Source organism: Dysosmobacter segnis (genome assembly GCF_014297285.1).
GTDB lineage: Bacteria > Bacillota > Clostridia > Oscillospirales > Oscillospiraceae > Oscillibacter > Oscillibacter segnis.
Genome location: NZ_JACOQI010000022.1, coordinates 36,055 through 51,908, shown reverse-complemented (window position 1 = coordinate 51,908; position 15,854 = coordinate 36,055). Strand labels below are relative to the sequence as shown.

Annotated in this window: 18 protein-coding genes and 2 pseudogenes; 9 read left to right on the top strand and 11 right to left on the bottom strand. The window is 50.8% G+C overall.

Annotated elements, in window-relative coordinates; genetic code table 11:
* Positions 1–140: 140 nt before the first annotated feature.
* The 3 genes from H8Z83_RS16160 to H8Z83_RS16150 all read right to left on the bottom strand — a co-directional run bounded on the left by H8Z83_RS16160 (position 141) and on the right by H8Z83_RS16150 (position 2,377).
* Entirely contained in the window at positions 141–638 is a 498-nt protein-coding gene (locus H8Z83_RS16160) for a DUF6550 family protein (protein WP_187016022.1), read from the bottom strand.
* Between the two features lie 69 nt (positions 639–707).
* Positions 708–1,667 carry a tyrosine-type recombinase/integrase gene (locus H8Z83_RS16155; RefSeq protein ID WP_187016015.1) on the bottom strand — a complete coding sequence of 320 codons (960 nt, stop codon included), beginning with the start codon at positions 1,665–1,667 and terminating at the stop codon, positions 708–710.
* Entirely contained in the window at positions 1,664–2,377 is a 714-nt protein-coding gene (locus H8Z83_RS16150) for a tyrosine-type recombinase/integrase (protein WP_187016014.1), read from the bottom strand. Before H8Z83_RS16150 ends, H8Z83_RS16155 begins: the two co-directional genes overlap by 4 nt.
* 187 nt (positions 2,378–2,564) lie before the next feature.
* On the opposite strand from H8Z83_RS16150, the gene H8Z83_RS16145 reads away from it, so the two are divergent.
* A complete protein-coding gene (locus tag H8Z83_RS16145) occupies positions 2,565–4,430 on the top strand; it encodes an AAA family ATPase (RefSeq protein WP_187016013.1) in 1,866 nt (621 codons plus the stop codon).
* On the opposite strand, the gene H8Z83_RS16140 is transcribed toward H8Z83_RS16145, so the two are convergent.
* A complete protein-coding gene (locus H8Z83_RS16140; RefSeq protein ID WP_187016012.1) occupies positions 4,383–4,862 on the bottom strand; it encodes a hypothetical protein in 480 nt (159 codons plus the stop codon). The genes H8Z83_RS16145 and H8Z83_RS16140 overlap by 48 nt on opposite strands.
* A gap of 99 nt (positions 4,863–4,961) precedes the next feature.
* Between H8Z83_RS16140 and H8Z83_RS16135 the strand changes: the two genes are divergently transcribed.
* A complete protein-coding gene (locus H8Z83_RS16135) occupies positions 4,962–5,501 on the top strand; it encodes a hypothetical protein (protein WP_187016011.1) in 540 nt (179 codons plus the stop codon).
* A 47-nt stretch (positions 5,502–5,548) separates the two neighbouring features.
* Here the strand turns inward: H8Z83_RS16135 and H8Z83_RS16130 are convergent, their stop codons facing one another.
* The 5 genes from H8Z83_RS16130 to H8Z83_RS16110 form a co-directional block, all read right to left on the bottom strand.
* Positions 5,549–5,725, bottom strand: a complete 177-nt coding sequence (locus H8Z83_RS16130) for a hypothetical protein (protein ID WP_187016010.1) — start codon at positions 5,723–5,725, stop codon at positions 5,549–5,551.
* Between the two features lie 12 nt (positions 5,726–5,737).
* On the bottom strand, positions 5,738–7,039 hold the full coding sequence (locus tag H8Z83_RS16125; protein ID WP_187016009.1) for an FtsK/SpoIIIE domain-containing protein: 1,302 nt from the start codon (positions 7,037–7,039) through the stop codon (positions 5,738–5,740).
* Positions 7,026–7,988 carry a viral replication protein gene (locus H8Z83_RS16120; protein WP_187016008.1) on the bottom strand — a complete coding sequence of 321 codons (963 nt, stop codon included), beginning with the start codon at positions 7,986–7,988 and terminating at the stop codon, positions 7,026–7,028. Before H8Z83_RS16120 ends, H8Z83_RS16125 begins: the two co-directional genes overlap by 14 nt.
* 156 nt (positions 7,989–8,144) lie before the next feature.
* Entirely contained in the window at positions 8,145–8,462 is a 318-nt protein-coding gene (locus tag H8Z83_RS16115; RefSeq protein ID WP_187016007.1) for a hypothetical protein, read from the bottom strand.
* A gap of 181 nt (positions 8,463–8,643) precedes the next feature.
* Positions 8,644–9,012 carry a helix-turn-helix domain-containing protein gene (locus H8Z83_RS16110; protein ID WP_187016006.1) on the bottom strand — a complete coding sequence of 123 codons (369 nt, stop codon included), beginning with the start codon at positions 9,010–9,012 and terminating at the stop codon, positions 8,644–8,646.
* A 770-nt stretch (positions 9,013–9,782) separates the two neighbouring features.
* On the opposite strand from H8Z83_RS16110, the gene H8Z83_RS16105 reads away from it, so the two are divergent.
* The 6 genes and pseudogenes from H8Z83_RS16105 to H8Z83_RS19720 all read left to right on the top strand — a co-directional run.
* Positions 9,783–10,157 (top strand): helix-turn-helix domain-containing protein, encoded by a 375-nt coding sequence (locus tag H8Z83_RS16105; protein ID WP_187016005.1) that lies wholly within the window; start codon positions 9,783–9,785, stop codon positions 10,155–10,157.
* Positions 10,154–11,710 carry a recombinase family protein gene (locus H8Z83_RS16100; RefSeq protein ID WP_187016004.1) on the top strand — a complete coding sequence of 519 codons (1,557 nt, stop codon included), beginning with the start codon at positions 10,154–10,156 and terminating at the stop codon, positions 11,708–11,710. The genes H8Z83_RS16105 and H8Z83_RS16100 overlap by 4 nt, the downstream gene beginning before the upstream one ends.
* Positions 11,711–12,010: 300 nt before the next feature.
* A complete protein-coding gene (locus H8Z83_RS16095) occupies positions 12,011–12,442 on the top strand; it encodes a translation initiation factor 2 (protein ID WP_187016003.1) in 432 nt (143 codons plus the stop codon).
* Positions 12,443–12,559: 117 nt separating this feature from the next.
* On the top strand, positions 12,560–13,069 hold the full coding sequence (locus H8Z83_RS16090) for a DUF3991 domain-containing protein (RefSeq protein WP_243185082.1): 510 nt from the start codon (positions 12,560–12,562) through the stop codon (positions 13,067–13,069).
* Positions 13,070–13,076: 7 nt separating this feature from the next.
* Complete coding sequence (locus H8Z83_RS16085) at positions 13,077–13,445, top strand: hypothetical protein (RefSeq protein ID WP_187016002.1); 369 nt, start codon at positions 13,077–13,079, stop codon at positions 13,443–13,445.
* Positions 13,442–13,672: pseudogene (locus H8Z83_RS19720) on the top strand (recombinase family protein); the annotation flags it as partial. The gene H8Z83_RS16085 and the pseudogene H8Z83_RS19720, both read left to right, overlap by 4 nt.
* Here the strand turns inward: H8Z83_RS19720 and H8Z83_RS16075 are convergent.
* Positions 13,649–14,833 carry an IS110 family RNA-guided transposase gene (locus tag H8Z83_RS16075; RefSeq protein WP_366464470.1) on the bottom strand — a complete coding sequence of 395 codons (1,185 nt, stop codon included), beginning with the start codon at positions 14,831–14,833 and terminating at the stop codon, positions 13,649–13,651. The pseudogene H8Z83_RS19720 and the gene H8Z83_RS16075 overlap by 24 nt on opposite strands.
* A gap of 496 nt (positions 14,834–15,329) precedes the next feature.
* Positions 15,330–15,440: pseudogene (locus H8Z83_RS16070) on the bottom strand (HU family DNA-binding protein); the annotation flags it as partial.
* 90 nt (positions 15,441–15,530) lie between these two features.
* On the opposite strand from H8Z83_RS16070, the gene trxA reads away from it, so the two are divergent.
* Positions 15,531–15,854: a thioredoxin gene (gene trxA, locus H8Z83_RS16065; RefSeq protein ID WP_147562457.1), complete on the top strand. Its 324-nt coding sequence runs from the start codon at positions 15,531–15,533 to the stop codon at positions 15,852–15,854.

The window sequence follows — 15,854 nt, the reverse complement described above, 5'->3', positions numbered from 1 at the left end:
AGATCTCCAATGCTTTGTTTGAGGCGGCCAAACAATCCGTTTTGCCGCCTCTGCTTTGCTATGCTCTTTTTCCACCCGCAAATTTTCTTTCAATTGGGGCTTGACTTTTTAGCAGGTTTTATGCGGCGCAATTTTTGTGGTCAGCCCATGGTGCCGATTTTGTTGCCGTTCTCGTACATATCCTCGGCATACTCGACATGATTGGGGCCTTCGCTTTGTATCCAGCCAAAGCCGGGGACATAGACCATATCCGCCAGTTCATTATCGTTAGCTATTGGCTCCGGTGCCGATTTAGGTTCAGGTTGCGTGGGCTGTACCGGGGCGGAATCTGTCTGCGTATGAGGTGCAGATTCTTGTTCTGCCTCGACATCATCTTCTATTTCCGGTGCAGGAATGGGCACCTCCTCGGCAGCCACTTCCGGGGTTGATTCAGCTTTCAGCACTCCCGATTCTTGCTTTTCTGTGATTACTTGCAATATTAGTTCATCCGGTTCCGGAAGAGTCGGCTGTAGGGTGGTCACGGCGGTCGTTTCGCTCGGCGCGGGTGGTTTCTCGACCTTTTCGGCCTGCGGCCACACGGCGGCACACAGGGCGAGACAGGCGGCGAATGTAGCAGTGATGATGATTCTATTTTTCATTTTGTTTCCTCCTCTTTGAGTGTAAAATGATTGATTTCTGTGGACAACTCACCTTTTGAGGAATAGCTATCAGAACTTCAGAAGATTATCCAGAATATTTGCCGCCTGCTGCAGCTCGTCCCGAGTGGCTTCCTTTGGCATATCTTCATCCTTTTGCGCCTTGTGCTGCAGATAGGGTTCATAGTTCTGCCGGGTGATCGTCGGTCGGTAGTGACCCAGCATCTGCGCCAACTCCTTGGCATCCATGCCGTTCTTTAGAGCGAGGATGGCGCAGGTATGACGGAGATCCACATACCGAATGTGGTCGATGCCCGCTTCCTTGATGATCTCATTGTGCATCCGGCGCACCATCTGCGGCGAGTAGGGTTTCAGCGTGGCCGGGTGCATAAACATGAGCGGGCTGCTGGGGTGCTTGCTGTGCTCCATGATGAGAAGGTCGACCACCTCCGGAGTCAGCCTTATTGACCTCGTCTGGCTACCGTACTCTACCAGCTCTCGCCGTACCACGGCACGTTTTTCTGCGATGGTCAGCGTCCGACTTTCGATGTCCAGGTCGCTCCATTTCAGGGCGATTAGCTCGCCTTGGCGTAGACCTGTCGTCAGCGCCAGCATGAACATGGGGAGGTAGCCCAGCCACTCGGCAGCATCCAGATAGTCCTCCATTTCCAGAGGCGTCATGATATTTGCTTTCACCGTTGTGGACTTGCGGTAGCGGAATGCCTTGGCGGGATTCTCTGTTAGGAGACCGTCCCGTATGGCTTGATCCAAGCATTGCTGAAGCAGGCGGTGGATGTGCCGCATGGTTTCTTCTCCCAAGCCAGAGCTGCCGGTTCGATGATTGCCGAAGCGCTTCCGTTCCTCCAGAAATTCTCCAACCATCTCCGATGTCAATTCAGAGAGCGGTATATCACCCAAACCGGGGAGAATATGGTTTTTGAATACATAGTTGTGTGCCGCATAGGTAGTTGGTCTGCTCTGATGCTTATCATAGGTTTCCTGCCAGAAGAGGATGTATTCCCGGAGCGTCATATCCCCACCTCCATGCACTGACGCTGTAAGTCTCGAAAGGCCACCCACGGGAGCCTTGCCTGTTTCAGAATCTTCTTGTGCAGATAGTAGAACTCGTGGAGCTTGTACGGCGCTCTGGTCTTGGCATTGAGGAACACATGAGGCGAGTTGGTTTCCGGTATCCGCTCAAGAAGAAGTGCCGTCTTGTCATTGAGCGTCAACAGACGTTGGCCTTTGAGGATGTACTTGTAGCGGATATGAAAATCGGCCCACGACAAGGTGATCAGTTCACATTGCCGCAGGCCGCTTGATAGTCCTGTATAGATGATGGGAAGTACGCCGAGCTGCTCCGCTGCGTTCAGGTAACGCTGGAGCTGCCCCAATCGCAGAGGGGTTGTTTTGTATTCCTCTGTCTTGGACTCCTGGCAGAGCCGCACCGGGTTGCAGGGAATGAGTTGGTCCTGTGCCGCTTCGTCCATGCACCGGCGCAGGAGCAGGTGGACACACCAGACGCTTCTGGCGCCGAGTCCCTGGCTTCGCAGGCTGTTGTAGAAATCCGTTACCACCTGCTCCGTCAGGTCAGAGAGTGCCACACTCCCGATACCGGGGAGGATGTGGCTGTAAATCAGATTGCGGTACCCGCCCTCGGTGTTGCCGTTCCATTTGCGTCGGTTCGCGGTGAACCAGTAGTCGCACCATTGCCCGACCGTCAGCTTGTTTTCTTTCTGCATATTATCGCCTCCTTTTGGCAAACGAACAATATCACAGAAAGCAGGAAATAGCTACTGAAAAGAACGGCATATCTTCAGGAAAATAACTGTTCCGAATAACGCCGGCATTATTCGGAATAATATAGTTGATTTTATTCGGAGCAGCGGTTATAATATTCTTGACAAACTGCAATGGAGGTGTTCCAATATGACGATCAAAGAAGCGGCTGCCGCTTGGGGGATCACCGAACGGCGGGTCAATGCGCTTTGCAAAGCCGGACGCATTTCCGGCGCGTATAAGGAGGGCAGGCAGTGGTTCATCCCGGACGGTACTCAAAAGCCGATGGATAAGCGTGGCCGCCGGAGTACCGGGAAGCCCGCAGTGTCATCAGCGCGCAAGCCCTTGCCTATCGGTGTGTCTGATTACCGGGATGCCTGCAAGAACTACTACTATGTGGACAAGACCCTGATGATCAAGGAATTTCTGGATGAGCGCCCCAAGGTATCCCTGTTCACCCGTCCCAGACGTTTTGGCAAGACACTGAACATGGACATGCTCCGCACATTCTTCGAAAAGACGACCGAGGACACATCCGTTTACTTCAGAGACAAGAAAATCTGGTTCTGCGGAGAATCCTACCGTGTCCATCACAGAAAGTATCCTGTGATTTTTCTGTCTTTTAAGGATGTGAAATATACTTCTTGGGAAGAAACCTATCAGACGCTCCAAAAGCTGATCGCGCAGGAATTCCGCCGTCACGATGAATTGGCCTCCAGTTCTGCGCTCAGTAATTACGAAAAAGAGGAATATTCCCTTCTCGCAACAGAAGCCGCTGACGAAGTGGAATATCAAATGTCCCTGCGGACACTGACGCTGCTCCTCCATAAGCACCACAATGTCGCACCTATCGTCATCATTGACGAATATGATACTCCCATTCAGCAGGGCCATGTGAGCGGCTTCTACGACACGATCATCGGATTCATGCGAAACCTGTTCTCCGGCGGTCTGAAGGACAATCCGCATCTGAGCTATGGTTTCCTGACTGGCATCCTGCGTGTTGCAAAGGAGAGTATCTTCAGCGGTCTGAACAATCTGAAAATCAATTCTATCTTGGATGAACGTTATAGCGAGTATTTTGGTTTCACCTCGGACGAAGTGCGTGAGATGGCGGAATACTACAGCGCATCTGATAAGTATCAGGAGCTCTGCGATTGGTATGATGGGTACCGCTTCGGTAATGCAGAGATTTTTAATCCCTGGTCTGTCATTGGATACTTCAACAATAACTGCCGTCCCAAAGCATTTTGGCAGTCCACCGGAAGCAACGACATCATCCGTGAGGTGCTGGCTTCCGCAACGCCGGATATTATGGAGCGTTTGGAGCTGTTGATGAAGGGCGAATCCTTTGTTACGCACATTGACACCGGTGTCATTTATCCGCAGATTCAGAATGATCCGTCCTCTGTTTACAGCTTCCTGCTGGTGGCAGGTTATTTGAAGGCTGTGAGCTGCGACCAGTCTTACGGCGAGGATTATATGTGCGAAGTGGCTCTGCCCAACAAAGAGATTTCTTTCGTCTACAGCAAGGAGATCCTCTCTCAGCTTGAGAATATTATTCCTCGTTCTGCTGCTATTGCTATTCAGGAAGCTATCTACAAGGCAGATATCGAATCACTGCAAAAAGCCTTGGAAAAGTTCCTGCTCCAAACAATAAGTTTCCACGATGCTGCCGACGAAACATTTTACCATGGTCTGATATTGGGTATGTGCGCTGTGATGGACAACAGCTATCGCATTACCTCCAATCGCGAAGCTGGTGATGGACGGTTTGATATTCAGATGCTTCCTTTGAATAAGCGGCTGCCTGGCATTTTGATTGAATTAAAGGCCGGAAAAGGCCGCTCTGAAACACAGCTTGAAGACCTTGCCAATGTTGCCTTGCAACAGATCAACGACCGTGCGTACAGCGTTGATCTGCGGGCAATGAATGTTACGTCAATTATAAAAATCGGCATTGCATTCTCAGGCAAAAGAACACGTATTGCTGCCGAAAGGCAAAACATCGAATAACCATCTTCGCTCAGCAGGCTGGCTATCATCCAAGTCAGCCTGCTGTCTTTTTGTCATCGCGCTTATTTCTTTGTTTATGCGACGCAATTTTTGAGTTGCTGTTAGCGGCAGAATCACCCGCTGCCGGGGGGCAAAACCGGTCGGAAGCACTTTTAATATACAGAATTTCATCCCACACAAATCCCAAAAGACGAAAGTGGTGCCTGAAACGAACAGGGCAAAAGAGTTCCAAAGAGGAACCGAAGGAGTGCCGGAAAGCGCCAAAGAGGGCGCAACAGGGCTTCCCGAAGGTTCAGACATAGGTTTGGGAGCAAGATGTCGGGAGTTCGAGTCTCCCATCTCGGACCAAGTAATGATAATCCGAACTACATTCTCCAAATAGGGAATGTGTTCGGATTTATCATTTCTATTGAGAATGTTTTGTAAAAGCAAGGGCGGGAAAATAATTCCTGCCCTTGTTCTTTTATTAAAAGAAGTTTATACTTACCATACAAGATGGTTAGGCTGTATTCCACAGAAAAGGAGACAAATATGTGCCGGAACAGACTTTCTATACTGAAAAGTGCGGTTGAACTTGCCATACTGTATTTTCCCCTGCTCTTTCTATCTGACCTCATCGAAGAGGCATGCCCGTTTGCAAACATATATGTCCAGTCTACTGCCAGCGCATTACTTTGCTTTTGTGTCCTTTTCAGCAACAGTTCGAAAACTGCATTGAAAAAATGGAGTTGTTCAATTCCATTTACTTTGATTTTCTATTTTGTCCTCGCTGCAACGAATTTTGATGTTCGGCTGATCAATAGATTGCTTCCGGGATATGGACATCTTTCGGCGGGAGCGGGATTTGCGTTTATCATAGAATTCGGATTATTCACGATTGCACAAGGGATTGCAAATCTGCTGGCAATCGCTTGCAGCAATCCGCTAAACTCCGAAAAACTTCAAAAGCTGCGTTTTATCGTACAGGACATAATTCTTCCCATAATATGTATAATAATCTTTTTAATTGTGGTGTATCTTGAATTTACAATGCCTACATGGAAATCTATATATCAATCGACTAATTATTAGCAGAGCAACAAAAGGCGGGAGCATCGTTGCAGATGTTCCCGTCTTTGTTATACCTTGTTCTCTTGTTTAGCCTGCTGCTTTGCTTTCCACTCAGCAAACTCCCGCTGCCCTTCCTCGCTCTCGAAGAACGCTTGAATTTCCGGGAGCAGGACACGGGCAAGGGCCTCTACCTCGTGATAGGGAATCCCCGTGCCGTAATCATTGGGCTTCTTTCTGCGCGGCATGGTATCACCCCGTTATAGCTGCCCCTCGTCGAACAGATAGCCTTGAAACACTATGCCATCCCCAGTGATGAAGCGGCCCCGTGCGTCCTTGGGTATCTGTTCGGCGGCGCTGGTGTTGTCGAGGATGATTTGTGAAAGCACGCTGTCCGCTCTGCCGCAAACACGGAAATCCATGTTGTTGCGTATCTGGCCGGGGATGATGGTCGCATCCGGTCTCTGCGTGGCAAGAATGAGATGAATACCAAATGCCCGTCCCTGCCGCGCAATGGTGGACAGCTTGTTTTCAATTTGTGCCAGCAGCTTCTTCCGTTCGTTATCAGCTCCGGTCTTGTCCAACATCTCCGCCACCTCGTCGCAGGCGAAAATCAGCCGTGGTAAATCGTTCTCCGTGGTTGCGTTGTATGCATCAATGTTGGGACAGCCTAATTCTTTGAACGCCTTTTTACGGTATTCCAATACCGCCACAAGCTGGCTGAGCGTATAAAGCAACTCTTCCTCGGTGAAGCACATCCGGCATTTCTCGTGCCAGACTTTCGGAAAGTCCACGCCGCCCTTGAAGTCGGCAATGTAGACCTCTGCACCCTTGTGAAGTAACTGCATAAGCAGCAATTTGAGCAGAACACTTTTGCCGCTGCCGGTAGAGCCTCCTAACAAAATGTGCGGGATGTGGGCGAGGTTGACTGTCACAGGGCCGGTATAGCTTTCGCCCAATGTCAGCACAAAGCTCTTAGGGGAAAGATAGCTGTTTTTCCATTTCAGAACTTCCGGCAAATCGTCACCAGCAGAAACAGCATACACCAGCACACGGCTCTTGCCCTTGGCGTAGGCCAGCTTGACGATAGTGATTCCCAGCGCCGTTTCAATGGCTGGGCGTTTCTTCTCCCATTCTTGCAGCGGAATACCCTGATTGCGGAACTCCCACACCGTGACACGGGGATTATCCTTGTCACGATGCTTGCGGAGCAAATCGGGCGGCATCCCCGCATGGTTTATGAGGCCGATACATTGAAGCTGGTCTTTCGCCGCCCGTCTGCCGAAGGGATAGAGCAGGAGCACCAGCAGTGCCGCAGCGCCCACCAGCAGATAGGCAAACAAGGCGTGTTCCATCGCGGCCTTGAGCAGCGGAGAAAGCAGAGGGATATTGCCCGCCAGCGTGCGCCACGCCGCTTGCTTGATGAAGACATACGCAGCACCCATGATGTACAGCGCAGCCAGCACCAGCTTTACGGGAAAACCCGGTGTTCCGCTCAATTTCTGCCGTAGGTTACGGAGTGTGTTTCTTCTTCGGATTTGAAACTTTTCATTTTGTGTCACAGGGAAAGCCCCCTTTCTTGTGCTGGACGGTGGAACCGTCCGGCAGATACTCAATGACATTCTGCACCCGCCGGAGGAACGCCCGCCATGTTTCCATCTGATACCGCTGAATATCCCGGTACTGTTCCTCTAAGGGGATATTGCTGGTGATATAGACTTTGGTATAGCAAGCGGTTCTATCGGTGTATCGTGCAGGAAGTGTCAGCGGATAAATGTCCAGATAGTTGAGCATGGCGCTGATGGGGATTTGCGAATGAAATTCCTCCAGCACCAGCACATCCTGACAATGATAGGCGTCGAAGCGAACGCCGTTCCTGCCGCCGTAGTCGGTGATACGGCAAATGCTTTTCCTGTCATGCGTTTCGAAAATGCCCCGTGTTTTTCCCGTTCCGCTTGCGCCATAGAGATAGGTCACTTCCAGCGCCCGGTTTTCGGCGCTGTACTTTTCCTCCAAAATGGCTTGACGGAGGGTTTCAATCTCCCGAATACGGAAAGCGAGTTTAGGATTATCTTCGATGATTTCCATAACGGACTTTCCGGCCCGGAGGTCTTGAATGAGCTTGAACATTTCCGGGGCCTCTTCCTCCTTTTCGGCGGGGAGGTCTCCCCATTCCTCAAAGGTGCCGGGAACGGAGGTTTCTGCCTTGTCGGTATCGGCCCAGCGCCCCTCTTTGAGAATGTAGGCACGGTTCGTCTTTGCACTTCCGTATGCTTTCTCAATATGCGCCGTGGCGAAACGGTTTTTGACCGTGGAAAAGCGCATGGGCGAGGGAGAAAACAGGAAAACATGCGTGTGATAGGTTCCGGTTGTCGCTATCTCGTCCGCCATGCAGAAATAGGTCGGAGAAAAGCGATATAGGATTTCCCGGATAGCAGCGTGGTCGAGTCCGGCCTCCAATGGGTTATTGATGACCAGCGCCCACTTGCGGGATTGTGTATTGTTCTCCATGTCAGGCTCCTTTGTGATTGCTACGTGCTACATGGTTGCCATAAGGGTAATACTAACCCTTATGGCAAGCGGGCGGCGCTGACGCTGCCGCCGGGGGATATTTTTCTTGAGGAAAAATATCTGTTCCCCGTCTGCGCCCCAGCGCCGCCCAATGGGTCAGGGCTTCGGATTCACGATATGGATTCCGGTTGCCTTTGCCCCCACATGGTAGTCGCCCTTGGACCAGTAAATAAACACTTCCATGTTGTCGAAGCGCACTTCCACATAGCCGTTCGGGGCCTCTGCCTGCTGCTGTCCGTCAATGCGTACATCGACTTTATCAAGGCCCTTTTCGGGCAGCGCGACAGAGTAGCGATAGCCGAGGACAGTATCGGTGCGCTTGCCATCCTTGTACTCGTAGGCCGGGGACACATCCACGAGCCACAGCTTGTCCCCAAAGCTCTTTGGGGAAACGATCAAATCAGTCAGCTTCATTGCTAAATCCTTTCTTACGGCGCAATGCGCCATCCATCGGTTGACAGGTACATAACACGCGGCCTTGTGTTGTGCCTATCATAGCAAAGAAACTTTCAAATGTTGTTTCATGCGTGAAACACTAAAAAAGAGCGCAAAAAAAGCCGACGCCCACATGCTGTATAGGGCGTCGGCTTTCGGTTTATCGTTCAGTTGTCAGTAGTGGGAGACCTTTCTCATACAGAATATCGTTGGTTTCGTCCACAGTATAGCCTTGCTCTGCTACCTCCTCCCATACGCGGAACTCCGGGAAAGCCGTGTCAAACAGCTTTTTCCTTTGTTCGCGGGAGAGCTTCAGCGCCAAGGCGATAGCCTGTATCGTTCTCAACAATGGCTGGTATTTGGGGTTTCCGTTCTTGTAATTTGTAATTCTGCTGATAGTCGCTTTAGACTGGCCGGATTCTCTTGCCAGCCGTGCGGGACTCCATTCCCGTTCGGCTAAGTATCCGTTTATCAGCTTTGCTAATTCGACTCTATAATCCGGGTTTTGCTTTGGCACATAAATAGCCAAAGCTCGGTCCTCGGATTACAGATTACAATTTAGTTGGGTTTGACGCCGGAGGTGGCGCGTTGGAAATTGCGTCGCTGGGGACTATGGTATCGGTGCGAAAGGGTATGCGAAAAAAGAACATATACCATAGCGACCACCTCCTTATCGTGAAATACGCCTTGGGTGAATAGTTGTTGCTATCCACCTCCGACGCGCAAAACCCGTTCACGATAATTCAATGTTATATCGGAATACAGAATTGGAGCCGTATTCCATCTCCGTCTTTCGGGCATTTAATGGGATTGCGTACAGCAACCACTTTCCCATGCCCTGCCAATTTGGGCGGCTCATAGCACCGCCCATGTCCTTTACTTTGCTGCTTGAAAGCAGCGTTCCTCTTGAGTTGTTAGTTGTTCTCATTCATGTTATAAAATAGCTCTGCGGCAATTACAGTATAATTTATGCAAAAAAGTTTGTCAATACGCCGAAAAGTAAACAGTTTATGAACGAATGGGCTATGTTGTGTTATATGACGTTATAGGCAGTTATATCGCATTATTCCGTGTTATCTCATGCCGAAAAAATTTTTACCATGCACGCCCTCTGTCCCCTGTCAATGGTCGAGATGAACGGCAGAGCCGCCATTGACAGGGGCCGGAGGGTGTGCTTTTCAGTTATCAAGCAGCGTCAGCCACAAAGTGCTGACGCTGTGCAGTAATTATAAATTTCAAAATCAATATTTACTTCTATGCTTATTTATGATATTTTATCTGCGAGGAGAGTGATTTTATATGGAGCAAATCGGGAAGCGGCTGCGGGCCTTGCGGGAGGGCATCCGGCTGACACAGGTACAGATGGCGCAGATTTTAGGCGTCCAGCAATCCCGCATCAACCGATTTGAAACCGGACAATCCACACCGTCACCGGAGGTCTTTTTGAAATATGCGGATTACTTCGATGTGTCGATGGATTATCTCTATTGCCGCACAGACGAGCCGCGGGGCAAGCTGTACGACTACCAGCCGGAGCGGCTGAAAGGCAAGAACATTCAAAATCAAGAGTTGCGGGAGTTTATCGAAATGTGCTTTGACCCGCAAGCACCAGTCAATAAGCGTCTGAAGGAGGCATTATTCCGCATCATGGAGGAGGGACAGGAAAAGACATGAAAGCTGTGATTTATGCCCGCTATTCCAGCGACAACCAGCGGGAAGAAAGCATAGAGGGCCAGCTTCGGGAATGCACGGCCTACTGTAAGAAAAATGATATTACCATTCTGCGGACATATATTGACCGCGCCATGTCTGCCAAGACTGACCACCGCCCGGACTTCCAGCGCATGATTAAGGACAGTGCAAAGGGGTTGTTTGATGTTATCATCGTATGGAAGTTAGACCGCTTCGCCCGCAACCGTTATGACAGCGCCCACTACAAGGCACAGCTTCGCAAGTACGGCGTCAAGGTGCTGTCTGCCACCGAGAATATTTCAGACGGGCCGGAGGGCATCATCCTTGAAAGTATGTTAGAGGGCATGGCGGAATATTACTCCGCCGAGCTGTCCGAAAAGGTCATACGGGGCCATACGGAAAATGCCCTAAAGTGCAAGTACAACGGCGGTACACCGACTTTCGGCTATATCATCGATAAGGATATGCAGTATCAGATCGACCCACGCACCGCCCCTGCTGTGCTGGAAATGTTCACCATGTATGACAAGGGCGCAACGATGAAAGAAATCGTTGCATATATGAGCGAACGAGGCATTACCACGGTGCGGGGAAAGAAAATCGACCTTAATTTTATGGCCCGCCTACTGAAAAACCGGAAGTACATCGGAGAGTACAGCTACCGCCATATCGTCACGCCCAACGGGATTCCCGCCATTGTCCCGCAAGACCTGTTTGACCGGGTACAGCAGCGGCTTGCAGTAAACCGGAAAGCCCCAGCGCGGCACAAGGCCGAGGACGATTATCTTTTGACAACAAAGCTATTTTGCGGCACTTGTGGGGCTATGATGGTAGGCGAAAGCGGAACAAGCTCCAGCAAGGGCCGGAAGTACCATTATTACCGCTGTGTGAATACCAAGAAACACCGTGCCTGTGACGCCAAGCACAAGACCGTCCGAAAGCTGCCGCTGGAAAACGCCGTTGTCAATGCGGTCATGGCGAAAATCATGAATGATGGCTTTGTGGAGTATGTGGCGGATGCCGTGATGGATATTCAGAGCCGGGAAAGCAGCATACTTCCCGCCCTCCGCAAGCAGCTGGAAGAAGCTGAGAGCGGCATCACCAATATGCTCAACGCTATTCAGATGGGGATTATCAATGCCTCTACCAAGCAGCGGCTTGATGAACTGGAAGAACGCAAAAAGGATATTGAGCTTCAAATCATTCAAGAGGAAATGAAGCACCCTGCCGTGAGCCGTGAGGATGTCGTTTATTTCGTCTGCCGTTTCCGTTCGCTGGACACAAGCAAGCTGGACGCCCGCAGGAGGCTGATTGACAGCTTTGTAAACGCCGTTACCATTTTTGATGATTATATCCTTATCACATTCAACTACAAAGAGGGCGAAACAAGGATTGATTTTGCCGATATTGAAAGTTCGGATTTGCAATCGGTCGGGGGCCCAAGATGTGTTGATGAAAGATGCAACACAGAAAACGCCGCACGAAAGTGCGGTGTTTTTGTATCTTTACTGGCTTTTCTCTGGCGGAAAAGTTAGGAAAAACGCTTTTTTCGGAAAATCAGTTTTTCCACGCGAGAGGCGACATTTCAGAGATGCAGCAGAGCACTCTTGCGGACTGGTGTGACTTGAACACCAAGGCTAAAAAAGAATAAAGCATAAAAGGCAGGCCACCGTTCGGCTCCCCATGTAGGAGAGAACGGCGGCCTTTTTCGTTACTTTGGTGCTTATGTTGCTTTCGCCTCGTTTGTCTATCATTCCTTGGTGGTGTTGGTAATAGCTTTCTCATAACCTTTCGGGTATGCTTGCGTTACAAAAATACGAAAGAGGTGTCCGAGAATGGCAACCACCAAAAACTTGTGCGCTCAGATCCCCATTGATCTGCATGAGCGGGTCAGCGATGAACGGGAACGGCTGGGCCAGACCACCAGCGAGTACATCGCCAACCTCATCCAAGACTATTACAACATGACGGAAAATCAGAAAGGCGGCATTCAAATGACTGAAAAAAGCAGAACCATGGCATTCCAGATCCCCGAAGAACTCTTCCAGCGCATCAAGCGTCACTTGGAGCGCAAGACGCTCCGAACCGGCAAAAAGCTCACCCAGCGAGACTTCGTGCTGAACCTGATCGCGCAGGCACTGGACGAAGCGGACGCTGAGAACGCCACGGAGCAGAACACCCCCACTGAGGCCCCTGTCGCGCCCCGTGTGGCCGACGTGACCGCTCCAGCGGACACGGACACCCCCAACGAAGATAACGCTGTGTAGGCCAACGTTAAAGCCCAAACAAAAGAACACGATTTAGGGAAAAGCCACCCAGGGCATCCGAATCTCTCGGATGCCCTGGGTGGCTTTTTGCGTTTCGCCAGAAAGGAGATCATCACTATGGCAAGCGAGATCAAAAGACGCTTTACAGACGCAGAAATGCAGATCGCCAAGGAAACGGATCTGCCGGAACTGCTGACCCATTTGGGCTATCAGGTGCGGCGGATCGGCAGATACCACACCACAGCGGAAATGGACAGCCTGCGGATCAAGGACCGCCGCAAGTGGTTTCGGTACTCGCAGAATACCGGCGGGGACGCCATTACCTTTTTGCAGCAATTCTGCGGCAAGAGCTTTTCGGAGGCTGTGGAGTACCTGTTGGCCTTTCACGGCAGGGCCAGAGACTCCCCCACCAAAGCGGCGCCTTTTGTCAAGCGGGACGAGGTGCAAAAGCCCTTTACCCTGCCTCCCCGGAATACGGATGACCGCAGGGTGTTTGCCTACCTGCACAAGCGCGGCATCGTCTCACAGGTGATCCGTCAGTTTTTGAACAGCGGCCTGCTGTATGAGGACGCCGAGCATCACAACTGCGTGTTCGTCGAAAAGAACAGCGCGGGACAGGTAAAATAATCCCAAAATGCTGATGATTAACAAGGCGATTGCGGAAGCAACGGAAGAAAACCATAAAATCAGCACCCTGCGGGCTAACGGCTTGCTGGATGCCGATGCCTGCGCCGTCCGCATGAATGCCATCAGCGCCAAACTGACTCAACTCCGGGGAGAACGCCGCTGGTTGTCGGAAAACGAGGTTTTGGATGAAGCCATGGATGCCATTCGCAAGATGACAGCTGTCATAAAGAATGGGCCGGAACAGATGAACATCTTCGATGAGGACTTGTTCGACAGCTTGGTGGAGAAGGTCATCGCGGAATCCCAGACACGCATCCGCTTCCGGCTTTGTGGTGGTTTAGAACTGGCAGAACAATTGGAGGTGGCGGCAAGATGACCAACCGAAAAATTTTATATGGGTACAGGATTCGAAACGGTATATTGGAAATCGTACCGGAAGAACAACAGACGGTGAAGCGAATCTTTACCCTCTATAATGCCGGGGCTTCCTACCAGGGCATTTCCGATGCATTGAATCAAGGAAATATCCCATACAGTCAGGAAGTTCCTCTTTGGAATAAGCATAAAGTGAAGCGTCTCTTAGAAAATCCACGCTACACTGGCCAGGATGACTATCCGGCCATTGTGGACATGGAGGTCTTTCGGGCAGGGCGGCAGAGGACAGCCGAGAAAAATGAAAAGCGCCGCCCACATGGAGAGAAATCTCCCATCACATATCTGACACCGTATTTCCAGTGCACCTGCGGCGGAAAGCTTATCCGCATTGGCGGTAAATGGTTGGATAGCGACCTGTACCAACAGGGGCTTCAAGTACACACCGGCACGGGAAATGCGAGTGGACTTGACCTTTTTGGAGCTTTGGTCGTTGCGAGGGCAGCAGCCCGCCCATGAAACCAGATGCTTTGCGGAAGGAAACACCGACATATCGGCACCGATTTCCGAGATCAGTGCGATGGCGGTCATAATGTTTCCGGAAAAGCCGGGGACAGTCTGAAGCAGTTCCAACTGATAGGGGTACTGCTGAACCAGACAAAGAATTTCCTTTTCTACATTGGTTTTGTGGACTTCCAGCTCATCCAGGTGCTGCAAACATTCTCTGAGCTTTACGGCTTGTTGGTGGGAGATAGTGCCATCAATAACGGCCTGAATTTCCTCAACAGGGTGCTTGCAACGTCTGTCGATGAACGGGGCAACCTGAAAGGTCTCACCGGGATGCTCTAAAATGTAGCGGATAACGGAACGTGAGGATTTCCCAAACACGTCAGAAAACACATCATCCAGCTTCAAATTGGAAACGGTGAGACAATTTAATGCCCGGTTCTTTTCACTGGTCATTATATTAGTGAGCTTGGAACGGTAGCGCATCAGGTCGCGCAACTGGCGAATGTCCGGCGGAGGGATAAAACTTGGGTTGACCATATCGCACATATACAGGTCACAAATCCACTTGGCATCCTTATGGTCGGTTTTGTTGCCCTTTTGGGGTTTCGTGTATTTTGGATAGGCCAAAGTTACCCAGCAGGTTTTCTCAAGGATATTAAACACCGGTATCCAAAACTTACCGGTGGATTCCATACAAACATCGTTACAGTCGTATTTGGCAAGCCAGTCAGCCAGTTTCTGCAAGCCTTTTGTAAAGGAGGAAAAGCGAGCCTGCTTATACTCTGTACGTCCATTTGTGTCAGTAATTCCCATACAGGCGTAAATCCAAGTCTTGTGAACATCCAGTCCACAGCAGTTTTTGCGGAAAATCTTAAATGCCACATATACCTCCCAAGATAGATTGGAAAGATTCGGCAGTGACTGGTCATCCGGCAAAATCGAGTCGATTTGAAAGAGATAAGTTTACGGGCTACTTGTTTGCGCCATTCGTTGATGCCTTAACGGATGACCGACGCCATATAGAAATGCGGGGTTGCCGCTATACAGCCCCACCACTCACCTCCACGGGTTCTGTAGTGTACCGAACGCTCCGTGGATATTGTAACAAATTTTGCAAATGTACGAAAGGCCGCAGGTTTCATAACCACGTCGGTGCCTTTCGCAGAAAGGCGGATTATACACAAATGAAGCGCGGGATGAAAAGCTGTTGCCCGCTCGTCTCGGATGAATGTTGCTTCTATGATGCGACTTAATGGATGTTGTCTCTGGAATTGTTTTCAGTAACCGTGCCCTGGAGCGCCGATCCAAATCTGCTGATAAAAAACAGCGCCACTCAGACGAAAATCGTCCGAGTGGCGTTGTGGTATTCGCTATGAAATTACTGGATGGCATCCTTCAGGGCCTTGCCGGACTTGAAGGCAGGCACCTTCGCCGCGGCGATCTCGATGGTCTCGCCGGTGTGGGGATTGCGGCCCCGACGGGTGCCGCGCCGATTTTTTCAAATTATGTGACGCCGTCACAGTAGAACCGCCTGTCATGCGGTATACTATACCCAAGCAAAGGAAAGGAGCTGGCAGATATGGCAGCTATGAATATGAATCAGGAACAGTTTGAGCAGGCGATCCGGGAGGAAAAGCCCGTTTTGGTGGATTTCTGGGCGCCCTGGTGCGGCTACTGCCGGAGGATCGGCCCCGCGTATGAGAAGATCGGAGAGGAATACGCGGACAGTCTCGCCGTCGGCAAGATCAACATTGACGAGGAGCCGCGGCTGGCGGGGGCCGAGGGGATCGAGGTGATCCCGACACTGGTGCTGTACCGGAACGGAAAGGCCGTGGATTCCATCACCGCGCCCGGCTCAAAGGCAGAGATCGACCGCTTCATTCAGGGAGCCTTGGCGAAATAA

What these genes read in the sequence shown, in the direction of transcription:
- H8Z83_RS16115 (WP_187016007.1), bottom strand. Translation starts at nt 8,462, where the DNA reads ATGAAGCTGACTGATTTGATCGTTTCCCCAAAGAGCTTTGGGGACAAG.
- H8Z83_RS16155 (WP_187016015.1), bottom strand. Translation starts at nt 1,667, where the DNA reads ATGACGCTCCGGGAATACATCCTCTTCTGGCAGGAAACCTATGATAAG.
- H8Z83_RS16095 (WP_187016003.1), top strand. Translation starts at nt 12,011, where the DNA reads ATGGCAACCACCAAAAACTTGTGCGCTCAGATCCCCATTGATCTGCAT.
- H8Z83_RS16090 (WP_243185082.1), top strand. Translation starts at nt 12,560, where the DNA reads ATGGCAAGCGAGATCAAAAGACGCTTTACAGACGCAGAAATGCAGATC.
- H8Z83_RS16130 (WP_187016010.1), bottom strand. Translation starts at nt 5,725, where the DNA reads ATGCCGCGCAGAAAGAAGCCCAATGATTACGGCACGGGGATTCCCTAT.
- H8Z83_RS16150 (WP_187016014.1), bottom strand. Translation starts at nt 2,377, where the DNA reads ATGCAGAAAGAAAACAAGCTGACGGTCGGGCAATGGTGCGACTACTGG.
- H8Z83_RS16105 (WP_187016005.1), top strand. Translation starts at nt 9,783, where the DNA reads ATGGAGCAAATCGGGAAGCGGCTGCGGGCCTTGCGGGAGGGCATCCGG.
- H8Z83_RS16120 (WP_187016008.1), bottom strand. Translation starts at nt 7,988, where the DNA reads ATGGAGAACAATACACAATCCCGCAAGTGGGCGCTGGTCATCAATAAC.
- H8Z83_RS16085 (WP_187016002.1), top strand. Translation starts at nt 13,077, where the DNA reads ATGCTGATGATTAACAAGGCGATTGCGGAAGCAACGGAAGAAAACCAT.
- H8Z83_RS16145 (WP_187016013.1), top strand. Translation starts at nt 2,565, where the DNA reads ATGACGATCAAAGAAGCGGCTGCCGCTTGGGGGATCACCGAACGGCGG.
- H8Z83_RS16100 (WP_187016004.1), top strand. Translation starts at nt 10,154, where the DNA reads ATGAAAGCTGTGATTTATGCCCGCTATTCCAGCGACAACCAGCGGGAA.
- H8Z83_RS16160 (WP_187016022.1), bottom strand. Translation starts at nt 638, where the DNA reads ATGAAAAATAGAATCATCATCACTGCTACATTCGCCGCCTGTCTCGCC.
- trxA (WP_147562457.1), top strand. Translation starts at nt 15,531, where the DNA reads ATGGCAGCTATGAATATGAATCAGGAACAGTTTGAGCAGGCGATCCGG.
- H8Z83_RS16135 (WP_187016011.1), top strand. Translation starts at nt 4,962, where the DNA reads ATGTGCCGGAACAGACTTTCTATACTGAAAAGTGCGGTTGAACTTGCC.